Origin of the sequence: Mesorhizobium sp. AA22 (assembly GCF_001672375.2) — a bacterium.
Classification (GTDB): domain Bacteria; phylum Pseudomonadota; class Alphaproteobacteria; order Rhizobiales; family Rhizobiaceae; genus Mesorhizobium; species Mesorhizobium wenxiniae.
The window spans coordinates 1,085,409-1,100,383 of sequence record NZ_CP048406.1 but is presented as its reverse complement, the minus strand read 5'-3'; the positions used below and the strand labels follow the sequence as shown (position 1 = coordinate 1,100,383).

Annotated in this window: 13 protein-coding genes, 1 tRNA gene and 1 pseudogene; 12 read left to right on the top strand and 3 right to left on the bottom strand. The window is 63.3% G+C overall.

The features are described from left to right. The first annotated feature begins 9 nt into the window (after positions 1-9). From A9K68_RS05215 to A9K68_RS05205, 3 genes are all read left to right on the top strand, one after another. Positions 10-654, top strand: coding sequence for a carbonic anhydrase (locus A9K68_RS05215; protein ID WP_065011320.1), 645 nt, complete (start codon positions 10-12; stop codon positions 652-654). A gap of 9 nt (positions 655-663) precedes the next feature. After that, complete coding sequence (locus A9K68_RS05210; RefSeq protein ID WP_065011153.1) at positions 664-1,074, top strand: hypothetical protein; 411 nt, start codon at positions 664-666, stop codon at positions 1,072-1,074. 102 nt (positions 1,075-1,176) lie between these two features. Beyond that, positions 1,177-3,231, top strand: coding sequence for a M3 family metallopeptidase (locus tag A9K68_RS05205; protein WP_065011152.1), 2,055 nt, complete (start codon positions 1,177-1,179; stop codon positions 3,229-3,231). A 154-nt stretch (positions 3,232-3,385) separates the two neighbouring features. Here A9K68_RS05205 and A9K68_RS05200 read toward each other — a convergent pair whose 3' ends face one another. Both A9K68_RS05200 and A9K68_RS05195 read right to left on the bottom strand, forming a co-directional pair. Further along, positions 3,386-3,706 (bottom strand): DUF167 family protein, encoded by a 321-nt coding sequence (locus A9K68_RS05200; protein ID WP_065011151.1) that lies wholly within the window; start codon positions 3,704-3,706, stop codon positions 3,386-3,388. A gap of 3 nt (positions 3,707-3,709) precedes the next feature. Further along, positions 3,710-4,006 carry a YggT family protein gene (locus tag A9K68_RS05195; RefSeq protein ID WP_065011319.1) on the bottom strand — a complete coding sequence of 99 codons (297 nt, stop codon included), beginning with the start codon at positions 4,004-4,006 and terminating at the stop codon, positions 3,710-3,712. A gap of 161 nt (positions 4,007-4,167) precedes the next feature. Here A9K68_RS05195 and A9K68_RS05190 point away from each other — a divergent pair. The 3 genes from A9K68_RS05190 (at position 4,168) to A9K68_RS31590 (ending at position 7,376) form a co-directional block, all read left to right on the top strand. Beyond that, positions 4,168-4,243: transfer RNA gene (locus A9K68_RS05190), tRNA-Ala, on the top strand. Between the two features lie 696 nt (positions 4,244-4,939). Continuing rightward, positions 4,940-6,586: a hypothetical protein gene (locus A9K68_RS05185; RefSeq protein ID WP_163602986.1), complete on the top strand. Its 1,647-nt coding sequence runs from the start codon at positions 4,940-4,942 to the stop codon at positions 6,584-6,586. Positions 6,587-6,623: 37 nt separating this feature from the next. Further along, positions 6,624-7,376, top strand: a complete 753-nt coding sequence (locus A9K68_RS31590) for a hypothetical protein (RefSeq protein WP_082982167.1) — start codon at positions 6,624-6,626, stop codon at positions 7,374-7,376. 21 nt (positions 7,377-7,397) lie between these two features. On the opposite strand, the pseudogene A9K68_RS31585 reads toward A9K68_RS31590, so the two are convergent. Then, positions 7,398-7,533 (bottom strand): annotated as a pseudogene (locus tag A9K68_RS31585) (gfo/Idh/MocA family oxidoreductase); the annotation flags it as partial. 116 nt (positions 7,534-7,649) lie between these two features. Between A9K68_RS31585 and A9K68_RS05180 the strand changes: the two are divergent. From A9K68_RS05180 to A9K68_RS05155, 6 genes are all read left to right on the top strand, one after another. Continuing rightward, complete coding sequence (locus tag A9K68_RS05180; RefSeq protein ID WP_065006577.1) at positions 7,650-8,432, top strand: SDR family oxidoreductase; 783 nt, start codon at positions 7,650-7,652, stop codon at positions 8,430-8,432. Between the two features lie 291 nt (positions 8,433-8,723). After that, on the top strand, positions 8,724-9,638 hold the full coding sequence (locus A9K68_RS05175) for a sugar phosphate isomerase/epimerase (protein WP_065006576.1): 915 nt from the start codon (positions 8,724-8,726) through the stop codon (positions 9,636-9,638). Between the two features lie 44 nt (positions 9,639-9,682). Beyond that, entirely contained in the window at positions 9,683-10,717 is a 1,035-nt protein-coding gene (locus A9K68_RS05170; protein ID WP_065006575.1) for an ABC transporter substrate-binding protein, read from the top strand. 291 nt (positions 10,718-11,008) lie between these two features. Continuing rightward, positions 11,009-12,547: a sugar ABC transporter ATP-binding protein gene (locus tag A9K68_RS05165; protein WP_065006573.1), complete on the top strand. Its 1,539-nt coding sequence runs from the start codon at positions 11,009-11,011 to the stop codon at positions 12,545-12,547. Next, a complete protein-coding gene (locus A9K68_RS05160; RefSeq protein WP_065006572.1) occupies positions 12,544-13,515 on the top strand; it encodes an ABC transporter permease in 972 nt (323 codons plus the stop codon). The genes A9K68_RS05165 and A9K68_RS05160 overlap by 4 nt, the downstream gene beginning before the upstream one ends. Next, positions 13,512-14,498 (top strand): ABC transporter permease, encoded by a 987-nt coding sequence (locus A9K68_RS05155; RefSeq protein WP_065006571.1) that lies wholly within the window; start codon positions 13,512-13,514, stop codon positions 14,496-14,498. The genes A9K68_RS05160 and A9K68_RS05155 overlap by 4 nt, the downstream gene beginning before the upstream one ends. Positions 14,499-14,975 lie beyond the last annotated feature (477 nt).

Below are 14,975 nucleotides of genomic sequence, written 5' to 3'. Positions count from 1 at the left end.
ACGCCGCCTATGCCTCACCTCCCTGACCATCTGCTCACCGGCTACCGCAATTTCATGAGCGGCCGCTATCTCGCCGAAAGCGGACGCTATCGCTCGCTCGCTCGCGAGGGCCAGTCCCCCGAAACGATGATCGTTGCTTGCTGCGACTCCCGCGCGGCTCCCGAGGCAATCTTCGATGCTGGCCCCGGCGAACTCTTCGTGCTGCGCAACGTGGGCAATCTGGTGCCGCCTTATGCGCCCGACGACCAGTTCCACTCGACCTCGGCGGCGCTCGAGTTCGCCGTGCAGAGCCTCAAGGTGAAGAATATCGTGGTCATGGGCCATGGCCGCTGCGGCGGCATCCGCGCCGCACTCGACCCCACGGCCGCGCCCTTGTCGCCCGGCGACTTTATCGGCAAGTGGATGAGCCTGATTGCGCCGGCGGCCGAGACCGTGTCCTCCAGCACGTTCATGACGGCGACGGAGCGCCAGACCGCGCTGGAGCGCATTTCGATCCGCTATTCGATCGCCAATCTCAGGACCTTTCCTTGCGTCTCGATCCTGGAAGGCAAGGGACGGCTGTCGCTGCATGGTGCCTGGTTCGACATATCGACCGGCGAGCTCTGGGTGATGAACAAGGATACCGGCGACTTCGAGCGGCCGGAGATGACATAGGAGGGTTGCATGGCATGCCGTTCGATCGCCGTGGCGGCAGCGGCGCTGCTGTTTTCAGTCACATCCGCTCGCGCCGACGACGGCGCGCTCATCGGCCGCTGGTATGCGGCGCTGCTGGTCGCCGATCGCACGGAATTGGCGGACCTGCTTGCCGACGACGTCCGGATAAAACTCGACGATCTCGGCGTCGTCCAGACCAAGCAGGAATTCATCGCCTCGATCGACGACTGGCAAGGCGCTGTCGCCGGGGCTGAAATCCGGCATCGGATCGAGAAGACCGAGGGTGGCGTCACCACGGTGATCGCCTGCTATGATTTCCCCAACAACGACGCGCTGATGCAGGAAACCTTAGCGATCGCCGACAACCGCATCACCGCCAGTTCGCAGGCGGCGATCGCGGAAAACTGCGACGCCTATTGAGCGGTTACCGATATTGCGTACGGCAAGCCAGCGCCTTACATCGGTGATGATCTCGCCCTGCCTCTACAGCCACTCAGCGAAAGCCCCTCACTCAGCGAAAGATTGCCCATGCCGTCCGCCGTCGACCTCGCCGCCCATCCGCTGACCATCTGGCAAGGGCCGCTCGGCCTGCCTGATTTCACCCGCATCGGCGACGGCGATTTTTCCGGGGTTTTCGATGCGGCATGGAAGGCGCATGAGGCCGAGATCGAGGCAATATCAGGCAATGCCGAGGCGCCGACCGTCGAGAATACGCTTGGAGCACTGGAGCTTGGCGGCGAGGCGCTCGACCATGTCTCGTCGATCTTCTGGTGCCGGGCCGGCGCCCACACCAACGAGGCGATCCAGGCGCTGGAGCGGGACATCTCGCCAAAGATGTCGCGGCATTTCTCGGCGATCTCGATGAACGAAAGGCTGTTTGCCCGCATCAACGATCTCTATCAGCGCCGGGAAACCCTAAAGCTCGATGCCGAGACGCTGCGGGTGCTGGAAAAGACCTGGAAAGGTTTTGTCCGCTCCGGCGCCAGGCTCGACGCGGACGGCAAGAAGCGGCTAGCGGCGATCAATGAGGAACTGTCGTCGCTCGGCACCACGTTCGGGCAAAACCTGCTTGCCGACGAGCGCGACTGGGCGCTGTTCCTCGACGAGGCCGACCTTGTCGGCCTGCCGGAATTCCTGAAAAGCGCGATGGCGGAGGCTGCCGAAATGCGCGGCCAGAAAGGCCGCTACGCGGTCACCCTGTCGCGCTCGATCTACGAGCCGTTCTCGACCTTCTCCGAGCGCCGCGACCTGCGCGAGATCGCCTTCCGCGCCTTCACCATGCGTGGCCAGAATGGCGGCGCCACCGACAACACCGCCGTGGTGCGCGACATGCTGCGCCTGCGCGCCGAAAAGGCGAAGCTGCTCGGCTACGCTTCCTTCGCGGCGCTGAAGCTCGACGATACCATGGCAAAGACGCCGGAGGCGGTGCATATGCTGCTCGACCCGGTCTGGGAAAAAGCCTTGGAAAAGGCCGCAAGCGACCAGGCGGAGTTGCAGCGGTTGGCGGCCGAGGCCGGCAGCAACGAAAAATTCGCCGCCTGGGACTGGCGCTTCTATCAGGAGAAGCTTCGCGCCGAGAAATTCGCCTTCGACGAGGCCGAACTGAAGCCTTATCTGCAACTCGACCGCATCATCGATGCCTGTTTCGACGTGGCGACACGATTGTTCGGCATCACCTTCGAGGAGAAGAAAGGCATCGCCACCTGGCATCCGGACGCACGCGTTTTCGTCGTCAGGAATGCCGACGGCAGCGAGCGCGGACTCTTTCTTGCCGACTATTTCGCGCGGCCCTCCAAACGCTCCGGCGCCTGGATGAGCGCGCTGAAATCCGGCTATAAGCTCGGCCATGGCTCCAAGCCGGTCATCTACAACATCATGAATTTCGCCAAGCCGCCGGAGGGCGAGGCAGCACTTTTGTCGGTCGACGAAGCCAAGACCCTGTTCCACGAATTCGGTCATGCCCTGCACGGCTTGCTGACCGACGTCACCTGGCCGTCGGTTTCGGGCACCTCGGTCAGCCGCGATTTCGTCGAATTGCCCTCGCAACTCTACGAGCACTGGCTGACCGTGCCGGCGGTGCTGGAAAAGCATGCGCTGCACGTGAAGAGCGGCAAGCCGATGCCGAAGGCGCTGGTCGACAAGATGCTGGCGGCGCGCACCTTCGGCGCCGGCTTCGCCACGGTCGAGTTCACCGCCTCGGCGCTGGTCGACATGGCCTACCATGCGCGGCCGGATGCACCGGAGGAGCCGCTTCGTTTCGAAGCCGAAACACTCGTGAAACTCAACATGCCCGACACCATCGCCATGCGCCACCGCACCCCGCATTTCGGCCACATTTTTGCCGGCGACGGCTATTCGGCCGGCTACTATTCCTACATGTGGTCGGAGGTGCTCGACGCCGATGCTTTCGCCGCTTTCGAGGAGACCGGCGACCCGTTCAATCCGGCGCTGGCCGAGCGGCTCAGGAAGAACATCTATGCCGCCGGCGGTTCGAAGGACCCGGAAGAGCTCTACACCGCCTTCCGCGGCAAGATGCCGTCGCCCGAAGCGATGATGGCCAAGCGCGGATTGGTGTAGAGACTAGCTCCGCGATAGAGCGATTTTGACAGGTCGGATGCCGATCGGCTCCCGACAAGTCAACATAACTGTGTCGCGGAACTGGCCCATCTATCCAAGATTGCTTGGCAGCGTCGTTTGATGGCTTCAGCGCTCGTTGGGGCCGACTGGCGCCTCAAGCGCTGCTGAGCGCCTCGATGCCTCTCGCCAGCGCCGCCGGATCGCCGAGCACGCGCAGCATCTTCAACCGGGCCGTGCCGCCGGCGGCGACCGAGACGGCCGATCGCGGCACTCCCAGCGCCTTGGCGACCAGCCGTTCGAGCGCTTGGTTGGCGGCGCCGTTTTCCGGCACGGCGCGGACGCGCGCCTTCAGGTGGCTTCGCCCGTCTGCCGAGATCTCGATGCCTTCGAGCCTGTCCATAGCCGCTTTCGGCGTCAGCCGGACGGACAGGTCGACGCTGTCCGGCCGCAATCGGAAGACTTCGACCGGATGCACTGCTTAATAGCCAGTAAGTATGTCTCTGACGGTGCTGTTAAGAAATCGCTGCAGGAAGAAGATAATCAGCAGCACGATGATCGGCGATATATCGACTCCGCCGAGATCAGGCATGAAGCGCCGGATGGGGCGAAAGACCGGTTCGGTCACTCGATAGAGCATGTTGCTGACGCTATCGACGAACTGATTGCGCGAGTTGACGACGTTGAAGGCGTAAAGCCAGGAAAAAATGGCGGCGGCTATGATGATCCACCAGTAAATGCTGAGCGCGAAGATCAGCGTGTCGATAAGCGCGTTCATCCAAAGCTCCATTTGATTTCGCGACATGTAGCCATTGCGGGCGAAGGCGGCAAGAGCCAGCTTCCGCGGCACGCCAGGCCGGTGGCTGGCCGTCCGGCTTTGGCAAAAGGCAGTCTTGACAGGAAACCGCAGCGCCCGATAAATGCGCCCATCCGCTGGACGGGGCTGTAGCTCAGCTGGGAGAGCGCGTCGTTCGCAATGACGAGGTCAGGAGTTCGATCCTCCTCAGCTCCACCAGCGGGATATCATAACCGATTGAACTAGCAATTGCTTTTCGCGGCAGATTTTGGCGTCGCCACTTCCATCCCCATTTCAGCTGTTCGTGCGCGGCCAAATTGGCCTCTCCTAGGTCGGGAAAAGAATGCCTACCGAAAGCCAGTTGCCGAAACGGTATTCTCTCCAGCTGTTAAGCCGCTGTTTTCAGCGCGAAAGGCATCATCAAGGCCCGCTGAATTCCCAGTGTTCCTCCACTGTTTTCAGCGGTGATGGCGCCGAGGCTTCAGCTGCATGTCCAACTGTTCCGCAACTGTTTCAGTTGGCTGTCGCGCAGGCAAATCCCCACTGTTCGGGCACTGTTCTCAGTGGGTAAGCCGTTATTTTCCTTTCTTCAAGGGTGTGGCCCGTTGCACGCCGGCCTCTGCGCTAGGGCACGTGCGGATCGGCGCGTCTCGTCATCACAATGAAGGGCGACATTCGCAGGCGTGTACGTGATCATCCTGTCCGGAGGGGGAAAATAGGGAACACCGCGGATGGCACGCGGATGGCAGCAGTCGGTCTTCACAGATGCCCCGGTGATTCTACCTTGGGTTGTGCTGGAAGGGGCGAAAGGCAGCTACGGCGCAGAGAACCTTTACCGCGAAGGTGTCTGCCAGCCGGACTGTGGCAAGTGCCCTGTCCCGCCAGCTAGCCGTTGATCTTGAGGAGTCTCTCATCATGAAGATCTCGTCCAGATTTCGTGCAGTCGCGGTTGGCGTCATCGTCGCCGCGGGAGTCGGCATTGCCAGCGCCGCGCAACTCAAGGAGGGTGTGCAAACGCCGCCCGGCGGGCATGAAGTGGCTTTACGCCGCGAACTGGCCGCAGCACGAGCGGAGCTAGAAATTATGCAGCGCGCGGTACGTGACGCAAGCGCCCAGGCACACGCATTGGCAACCACGGTGGCTAAGCAGGCAGCACAAACCCTGAAAGAGCAGCAGCAAATAAACGAAGCCCTGGAGACGGCGCAGCGCGTTATCGAAGACTTTAGGGCCGAAGCCATTCTCTGGGACCGCGAGCAGGCAGCCGGAGCGCACCCCTCCATGGAAGCCTCTCAGCTTGCTGTGAAGCGAGCGGTTGATGAGGAGAGGCGCAAGGTTGAAGTGTTGCAACAAGAACTCACCACGGCTCGCCAAACTATCGACGCTCTTAAGACAGGCGCAAACCTCGCCGCGGTCGAGAAGACCAACGCCATAAAGGACCGATCGGTGGCCGCGACCGCTCTAAAGCAAGCTGGAGAAGCACTCGAACTGGAACGCGAACGAGCAGATTCAGCCGTACGCGACCTCGATATCGTCCGCCAGGAACGCGATGCTTCAAAGCAGGTCTCGGCAGAGTTGAGTGCGGCGCTGGAACAAGAGCGTGAAAGGGCCGCCGGAGCGCACCCCTCTGTGGCAGCCTCTCAGCTTGCTGCGAAGCGAGCGCTTGATGAGGAGAGGCGCAAGGTTGAACTCTTGGAACAAGAACTCACCACGGCTCGCCAAACTATCGACGCTCTTAAGACAGGCGCAAACCTCGCCGCGGTCGAGAAGACCAACGCCATAAAGGACCGATCGGTGGCCGCGACCGCTCTAAAGCAAGCTGGAGAAGCACTCGAACTGGAACGCGAACGAGCAGATTCAGCCGTACGCGACCTCGATATCGTCCGCCAGGAACGCGATGCTTCAAAGCAGGTCTCGGCAGAGTTGAGTGCGGCGCTGGAACAAGAGCGTGAAAGGGCCGCCGGAGCGCACCCCTCTGTGGCAGCCTCTCAGCTTGCTGCGAAGCGAGCGCTTGATGAGGAGAGGCGCAAGGTTGAACTCTTGGAACAAGAACTCACTACGGCTCGCCAAACTATCGACGCTCTTAAGACAGGCGCAAACCTGGCAGCGGTCGAGAAGGCCAACGCCATGAAGGACCGATCGGTGGCCGAGACCGCTCTCAAGCAAGCTGGAGAAGCACTCGAACTGGAACGCGAACGAGCAGATTCAGTCGTACGCGACGTCGATATCGTTCGCCAGGAACTTTACGCTTCAAGGCGGTTCTCGGCAGAGTTGAGTGCGGCGCTGGAACAAGAGCGTGAAAGGGCTATCGGTCTTGCCCGCAACCTCAGTGCCGCGCGTAAGGCAATTGACATCGTGAAGGAGAAGCGTCGCACTGCGGCTGTGGAGCGCGCGCCGAAAACATTATCGCGTTCCGACGGCCAACCAGCCCGTAAACCGGGGTTGCAGGAAAAACGGAAAGTAAAGGTCCAAAAGTCACCGCATCTTGTTCTGCCGGAAACGATCGCTCTTCCCGCCGCATTGCTTCCAACGCGACCACCGAAAAAGCTCAACCTGCGCCAGTAGAAAGATCAGGGAGCGTACGCCGCAGAGGAGTATGATGATGAAAAAGTACATCGCGGCCGCGTTGACGATCGGGATCGCAATCGGGCCTGCCCCGGCTCAAGACACGGGCATCGGCGGTAAGGTCGGCGGTCTCGGAGTCGGTGCTGGAGTGAGCGCCGGTTCGCAAGGCGGATCTGTGGGGGTGGGTGCGAGCGTCGGCGGTGCCGGGGTCGGTGCTGGAGCGAGCGCCGGTTCGCAAGGCGCATCTGTGGGGGCGGGCGCGAGCGTCGGCGGTCTCGGGGTCGGTGCTGGCGTGAGCGCCGGTTCGCAAGGCGCATCTGTGGGGGCGGGCACAAGCGTCGGCGGTGCGAGTGGAGCAAACGTTGGAGTTTCGGTCGGCGCAGGTAAGGCCACTCCCGGTAGTCCGGCCGCAGTCACCACAACCACTGCCCCTGCCAAGACCGCCAGGCAATCGATCGTCCTGCCACCCGTCCTCATGCCTTCTAAACCTGGTGAGGGTGACTCCACCAACGGGTATCCCTTTCGATCTGTTGGATCGCTGAAAGCGAAACCCGGTACGCCAGCTGCGGTCGTGCAAGCCTGCCGCGCGGCGATCATGTCCGCCGCGACGCCGCTTGGCGCCGTCCGTGTCCACGCGGCAAGCGCAGGTGCCTTGCGTGAACGTCGAGGCGCCCTCACGGCGCCGATCGCGGTGCGAATAGACTACGCAAGACAAGGCGGCATCGAAGTTCGGCAGGCGCGAGTCGGCTGTCGCCTCGATGCGGCAGGCAGGGTCACCGCAGTGATATAGCACCAAGCCTGTCAGGCACTTTTCGGGATCCGAGGACAATGCGCCGGCAACCAGCGCAATCTGGTCGTCGAGGCGCATGGCCAGCCGGTGCACGGTGCCGATAAAGGCGTTGCGGCTGCCACGCACGCACATGCCGACCCCGCAAGCATTCACGCATGGATCCGTCAGCAATTGCGTAAGACCATGATTTGAAAACTCCCTCCTGAAGATTGACTATCGGGAATTGGCGTTCCCTATTCTGGAAAAAATGGAAACTTTGTTCCGGGAGGAGGAATGGAGCTTCGGCTGGAAGGCAAGGTGGTGCTGGTCACCGGCGCGACGCAAGGCATTGGCCGGGCGATCGCCGAGACGCTCGCCCGTTCTGGCGCCGGCGGCCTGCTGGTCACCGGCCGCGAGCCCATGCGTGGCAACGACGTGGCGACGGCGCTCTCCCAGGCAGGCACGCCAACCACATTCGTTGCCGCAGATCTGGCTGATACCACGGCGCCGGCGCGGCTGGTGGACGAATGTATCAGCCGCTTCGGACGCATCGACGCGCTGGTCAACGCCGCCGGCCTGACCAACCGCGCCTCATTCCTCGATGCCGACCTCGACGACTGGGCGGCGCTGTTTGCCGTCAACGCGCGGGCGCCGTTCTTCCTGATGCAGGCAGCCATCACGCAGATGCGCAAGCAAGGTCAAGGCGGTGCCATCGTCAACATCCTGTCGATCAACGCGCATTGCGGTTCGCCCGAACTCGCCGTCTATTCGGCCACCAAGGGGGCGCTCGCTACGCTGACCCGCAACGCCGCCAATGCGCATCGTTTCGACCGCATCCGCGTCAACGGCATCAATGTCGGCTGGACCGACACCCCGGCCGAGCGCATCATGCAGGCCGAGACGCTCGGGCACGGCCCGGGCTGGATCGACGCCGCCAACGCGTCGCAGCCTTTCGGGCGCCTGCTGGCGGCCGACGAGGTGGCGAACCTCGCCGTCTTCCTGCTCTCCGACGCCTCCGGGCCGATGACCGGCGCCTTGATCGACCAGGAGCAATGGGTCGTAGGGGCGAACCGGTGAAGGCTACTGTCGCAGCTCTCGAGGCAATCGGCCCGGCACTGCTTAGCCGGGTTCCTTCCCCGGGTCCAAAAACCGTCTTACGACCGGACGGCGCTGGCCCGCAGGAAATAGCCTGGCGGACTGGATCGCCATCAACGATTTCCGCACGGCTGTCACAGCCGGTCTCGACGGCCTGCTCTGCGACGATCCGATGGCATTCGTCAGACAGCTTTGCGCATTGCCGACCAGTCACACGGTTGAAGCGGACCGCACAATCGGCATAGTAGGTCGCCACGACCAGGGGAGAGCAATATGAAGCTCGGACTGCTCACCGCACCGTTTGCCGATACCCCCCTCGCCGATGTCGCCGACTGGGCAAGTTCTGCCGGCTTCGAGGCGCTGGAGATCGCCTGCTGGCCGAAATCCTCCGGCGCCGCCCGGCGCTATGCCGGCACCAGCCATATCGACGCCGCCTCGACCTCGGCCTCGAAGGCGAAGGAAATCGCGGCCGCACTGACGGAAAACAAGCTGTCGATCTCGGGCCTCGGCTTCTACCCCAATCCGCTGCATCCCGATGCCGCCCACCGCAAGACCGTCATCGACCATCTGAAGGAGGTGATCGTGCTGGCGAGCCATATGGGCGTTCCGCTGGTCAACACCTTCTGCGGCGGTGACGCTGCAAAAACCATCGACGCCAACTGGCAAGAGGCACTGACAGTCTGGCCCGATATCATCGCCCATGCGCGCGACAACGGCGTCAAGCTGGCATTTGAGAACTGCCCGATGATCTTCAGCTATGACGAGTGGCCGGGCGGGCACAACATCGCCTATTCGCCTTATATCTGGCGCCGCATCCTCGAGGCGTGGGGCGGCGACGTCGGTATGAACTTCGACCCATCGCATCTGGTCTGGCAGATGATCGACCAGGCCCGCTTCATCAAAGAATTCGGTCCGCACATGCTGCATGTTCATGCCAAGGACCTGATGATCGATCATGATGGACTTTACGAACGCGGTATTCTCTCGGCCGGCATGGGCTGGCAAGTGGCGCGCATGCCGGGGCTTGGGGATGTCGACTGGAATGTGATCTTCTCCGGCCTTTACCGGGCCGGCTACGACGGGCCCATCATCATCGAGCACGAGGACCGGCGGTTTGAGGGGAGCGATGAAAGCCTCAAGCGCGGCTTTCTGCTGGCCCGCGACGTGCTGCGCCCCTTCGTGAAATGAGCCGCTTTTCGAACTGAAACGAGATCAATGGGAGGAAGACTGGAATGAAAAAATATCTGGCAATGGTCCCGCTGCTTGCCGGCGCGGCGTTCCTGGCTTCGGTGGGCGTCTCGTCCGCTGAAGCCAAATACACGATCGGCGTTTCCAACACGGTGCAAGGCAATGGCTGGCGCGAGGAAATGATCTGCGCCATCAAAGCGCAGGCGCTCGCCTCCGGCGAAGTCACGAAACTGAACATCGCCCATCGCAACACCGACGCCGCCGGCCAGCTCGAGGACATCCGCAACCTGATCAGCGCCAAGGTCAACGCCATCGTCGTCAACCCGGCCGATCCGGCCGGCATCAAGTCAGCCCTCGAAGAAGCCACCAAGGCCGGTATCGTCGTCGTCGCCGTCGACCAGGCGGTCACCGAACCCTCGGCCTATATCATCTCCAACAACCAGGAGCAGTACGCCTATCTCGGCGCCAAATGGCTGTTCCAGCAGATCGGCGGCAAGGGCGACGTCGTCTATATGCGCGGTGCCGCCGGCGCCTCGGCCGACAGCGATCGCGACAAGGGTTTTAAGAAGGCGCTTGCCGAATTCCCCGATGTGAAGGTCGTGCATGAGGTCTTCACCGGCTGGCAGCAGGATCAGGGCAAGCAGCAGATCCTCGATTTCATCGCCACCGGATCGCCGTTCAACGGCATCTGGACCTCGGGCATCGACAATGTGATCGTCGATGCGCTGGTCGAGTCGCAGACGCCGCTGGTGCCGGTGGTCGGCGCCGACAATGCCGGCTTCGTCGGCCAGCTGAACTCGGTCGAAGGCCTTGTCGGCGCGGCGGTGACCAATCCCGGTTCGATCGGCGGTGCCGGCGTGACGCTGGCTCTGCAGATCCTGAACGGCAAGAAGCCGGCGGAGCAGACCGTGCTGGTCGAGCCGCAGCTCTGGCAGAACGCCACCGAGGAGGGCAAGGCCAAGCTGAAGAGCGTAGCCGATCCGTCGCTAAGCCCGGAATGGCCGGTCTCGATCTCCATTCCGGAGTGGACCACCTACACCAAGGACCAGATCATCGCCTGCAAGGGCCCGGGCGAGTAAATATGGGCTTTCGCTGCAGACCATGACCGTTTCCAACTTGTGCGGAGACGGTCAATTGCCGAGGTTGGCGCCGCCCCTTATCGCCCTGCCGGGCACTTCTCCCCGTATAGTGACGGGGAGAAGGGGGCCGGCCGCAACTCCGGCGCTCTTCCTGCGACGGTGATGATTGGCGAAACCGGCGATGACATCGTCCTCTCCCCGTCTCTATACGGGGAGAGGATGCTGGCAGGCAGGTGAGGGGCGGCGCCAGCGCGAGTGATTTGAGCCGGATAAATCGAGAGCAACGCGATTTTGACCACCAACCCCCTCCTGGACGCCACCGGCGTCGTGAAGACCTACGGCGCCGTGGTGGCGCTGCGCAACGCGTCGCTGTCAGTCCTGCCGGGTGAGGTTCACGCCCTGATGGGCGCCAATGGCGCCGGCAAATCGACGCTCGTCAAGATCCTGACCGGCGCCATCCGCGCCGATGCCGGGCACATCCTGATCCGCGGCGAAACCCGCGACGTGCGCTCGCCCGCCGATGCGCGCCGCGCCGGCCTGCTTCCCGTCTATCAGGAACCGTCGCTCATCCCCGATCTCGACGTCGCCTCCAACCTTCGCCTGACCGACACGCCGGTCGAGCCGTTCCGCGCCTGGGTGCGCGAACTCGGCATTCCCGACCTCGACATCCGCGAGACTGCGCGCGACATCCCGCTTGCCGTGCTGCGCGTGCTCGATCTGGCGCGGGCTTTGGCGGTCGAGCCCGACGTTTTGCTGCTCGACGAGATGACCGCGGCACTGCCGGCAAACCTGGCCGAAAAGGTGCTCGAAGTCGTGCGCAGCCAGGGCGACAGCGGCCGTTCGGTGATCTTCATTTCCCACCGCTTTGTCGAGATATCGGCGCTGTGCGACCGCGCCACAGTGCTTCGCGACGGCGAGACCGTCGGCGTCGTCGACATCGAGCCGGGCGTCGAGGAGCGCATCGTCGAGATGATGCTCGGCGCCAGGATCGAGAAAACACGCGTGGCGGCGCGCCAGGCGAGCCAGGCCGCTTCGCCTGGGGATAGCCGCCCGCGTCTCGGCGTGGCGAACCTTCGTGTCGGCACCAAGCTCAACGACGTCTCGTTTGATCTGGCCAACGGCGAGGTCGCGGGCATCGTCGCGCTCGAGGGGCAAGGCCAGGACGAGCTCTTCGCCGCGTTGGCCGGCTCCATCCGCCCGTCCGGCGGCACCATCGAAGTGGACGGGAAGCCGGTGAAATTCGCGCATCCGGCCGATGCGATCCGCGCCGGCATCGCCTATGTCCCCGGCGACCGCACCGAAGCCCTGACCATGCAGCGCTCGGTGCGCGAAAACATCGCGCTCCCCTTCAGCGCCGCCTTGCGCAACTGGGGACCGATCAACATGGCGCAGGAACGCTCCAGGGTCGTCAGTGCGATCGAGCGGCTGCAGATCGACACGCGCGCCCAGCGCGAGGTGCAGCGTTTGTCCGGCGGCAACCAGCAGAAGGTGACGATCGCCCGCTGGATCGCCGCCGAAGCACAGACCATCCTCTGCTTCGACCCGACGCGCGGCATCGATGTCGGCACCAAGCAGGAGATCTACAAGCTGCTGCGCGAACTCGCCGACCAGGGCAAGTCGGTGCTGTTCTATACATCCGAGCTCGAGGAGGTGCAGCGTGTCTGCGATCGCGTCATCGTCATCTTTGGGGGGCGCGTCGTCGATGTCTTCCCCGTCGAACTCGCCGACGAGCCGGCACTGATGCGCGCCGCCTATGGCTTGCCGCGCGGCGCCAAGGAGGACGTCGGCATCCTTGCCGATATCCACTCGAGCCCGGTGGCGAAACCTTGACCCGCCTCGTCCGCCGTCAGGGCTGGGTCGCCGGCCTGCTTGTCCTGTTCGTGGTCCTGTTTGTGATCACCAGGCTCATCCAACCGGGCTATGGCAGCGGCGATTTCGGCTCGCTGGTGCGCGCGGTGCAGCCTTACGCCTTTGCCGTCGCCGCCCAGACGATTGTCGTCATCGCCGGCGGCATCGATCTTTCCGTCGGCGCCATGATGGCGCTGACCAGCGTCACCGCTGCATCGATGATGGATGGCGCCAGCGAGGAATACGCGCTTTTCGTCGTGCCGTTCGTGCTGGCCATGGGACTGGTGCTGGGCGCCGTCAACGGCATGCTGATCGTCGTCACCCGCGTGCCCGACATCGTCGTCACGCTGGCCACCCTCTTCGTCCTGCAGGGCGCGGCGCTGCTGGTCCTCGGTGCGCCCGGCGGCGCGGTGGCCGAATGGCTGAGGGCGACCATCGTCGGGACAGTCCCGATCCCGGGGCTGCCCGGGATTTCTGCCTGGATACCGAAGGCGCTGGTGCTGCTGGTGGTCTGCCTCTGCATCATCTGGATACCGCTCAAGCGCTCAAAACTCGGCCTTTCGATCTACGCCATCGGCAGCAGCGAGCTCGCGGCATTTCGCAGCGGCGTGCCTGTCGCGCGCACCAGGATCATCGCCTATGCTCTGTCGGGGCTTTTCGCTGCCATGGGCGGGCTGGCGCTGACCATGAGCACAGGCATCGGCGCCCCCATTCCCGGCCCTTATCTTCTTGCCAGCGTGGCGGCGGTCGTGCTCGGAGGCGTCGCACTTGGCGGCGGCAAGGGCGGATTGCTCGGCCCGATCGTCGCGGTCTTCGTGCTGCGGCTGGTACGCACCGACCTGACGCTGCTGGCCATCGATCCCAACGTCACCGCGATCATCGAGGGCGCGATCATGGTCGCCGTCGTCATGTTCGGCGCCTTCATCACAATGCGGAGCCGCCCATCATGAGCAATGCCGCCACGGTCTCTCAACCCGTCCCCTTCGGTCGCCGCCTCAAGCGGTTCATGGCCGACCGGCCGCTGATCCCGCTGATCATCCTGCTGGTCATGCTGGTGGTGATCCTGCAGATCCTGCGTCCCGGCATCGTCAATGAGCGGTGGCTCGCCAACACCGTGAAGTTCGCCATCCCGCTGGCGATTCTTGCCGGCTGCCAGACCATGACCATGCTGACCGGCGGCATTGACCTGTCGGTCGGTACGGTAGCGACGATGAGCGCCTTCATCATGGCGACGCAGGTCGTCAATCACGACCCGGCGGTGGCGATCCTCATCGCATTGGTGCCGGCGGTGCTGATCGGCCTGGTCAACGGCATCGGTGTCGGCGTCTTTCGCGTGCACCCACTGATCATGACGCTCGGCACCAGCCTGATCGGCACCGGCTGCCTGCAGGTCTATCAGCGCACCGTGATCGCTTCGGGCGCCAAGATCCCGCCCTTCCTGGCCTGGCTCGGCACCGGCCTCACCTATGGCGTGCCCAATGCGCTGCTGCTGTTCGTGCCCATCGCCGTCCTCATCGTCTTCACCTTGCGCCGCACCGGCTTTGGCCGCCTGCTTTACGCAGTCGGCGACAATGAAGGAGCAGCACGCCTGTCCGGCGTCCGCTACTGGCAAGTCATCACAGCGCTCTACGTCATCTCGAGCGTGCTCGCCGGCATTACCGGGCTGCTCTATATCGGCCTGATCAAGGCGCCGTCGCTGTCGCTGGCCGAACCGCTGGTGCTGCCTTCGGTGGCCGCCGCCGTGATCGGCGGCACCTCGATCTTCGGCGGCCGCGGCGGCTACACCGGCACCATCATCGGGGCGCTGATCCTCACCGTTCTGACGACACTGCTGACCATCCTGCAAATGCCCGAAGGCGCGCGGCGGATTCTGTTTGGGCTGATCGTGCTGTTTGTGACGGCGGCTTATTTGCGGATTATCGAGGATCGGTAGGGGGCGTCGAGACGTACGGCTGCTCTTGCACCGAAGGCGACTTATGTCTGTCAGACTGCGGATGGGCGCTTTGCGCCTTAATCTCTGCCGTTCGTCGACGCTCAGCTCGATCCCGAATCCCGCCGTTCGCTCAGTCGTTGTGATGGGCTCGAGTCAATACCGCGCAATCCAATGGATTGGCGGCATCCGCCGGCATGATCCCGCCGGAAGAGCGAATTCGAAGCAACGGCCGCTCGATAACGCTCGAGATCGCTACCGGTGAGCTATCGGGAGCTGCTGATACCAAACTCAACTTAGTTTCGGATCGGGCTATAAGGCATTTGCCGAATATGGCGGCGCCGTCGCATCTTTCTGCTTGCCGCCCTATTTCATTAAGGACGGGGCCGCCGGAATGAAGGCCAGCTTTCGGGGACCGGCAAGGAACCGGTCAGCGACTGACATTGCGTCGTTGCCGGAATGCCGCCGTCGAGGAACGAG

Coding starts and splice junctions, on each gene's coding strand:
- A9K68_RS05215 (WP_065011320.1), top strand. CDS start 10: ATGCCTCACCTCCCTGACCATCTGCTCACCGGCTACCGCAATTTCATG.
- A9K68_RS05210 (WP_065011153.1), top strand. CDS start 664: ATGGCATGCCGTTCGATCGCCGTGGCGGCAGCGGCGCTGCTGTTTTCA.
- A9K68_RS05195 (WP_065011319.1), bottom strand. CDS start 4,006: ATGAACGCGCTTATCGACACGCTGATCTTCGCGCTCAGCATTTACTGG.
- A9K68_RS05185 (WP_163602986.1), top strand. CDS start 4,940: ATGAAGATCTCGTCCAGATTTCGTGCAGTCGCGGTTGGCGTCATCGTC.
- A9K68_RS31590 (WP_082982167.1), top strand. CDS start 6,624: ATGAAAAAGTACATCGCGGCCGCGTTGACGATCGGGATCGCAATCGGG.
- A9K68_RS05180 (WP_065006577.1), top strand. CDS start 7,650: ATGGAGCTTCGGCTGGAAGGCAAGGTGGTGCTGGTCACCGGCGCGACG.
- A9K68_RS05175 (WP_065006576.1), top strand. CDS start 8,724: ATGAAGCTCGGACTGCTCACCGCACCGTTTGCCGATACCCCCCTCGCC.
- A9K68_RS05170 (WP_065006575.1), top strand. CDS start 9,683: ATGAAAAAATATCTGGCAATGGTCCCGCTGCTTGCCGGCGCGGCGTTC.
- A9K68_RS05155 (WP_065006571.1), top strand. CDS start 13,512: ATGAGCAATGCCGCCACGGTCTCTCAACCCGTCCCCTTCGGTCGCCGC.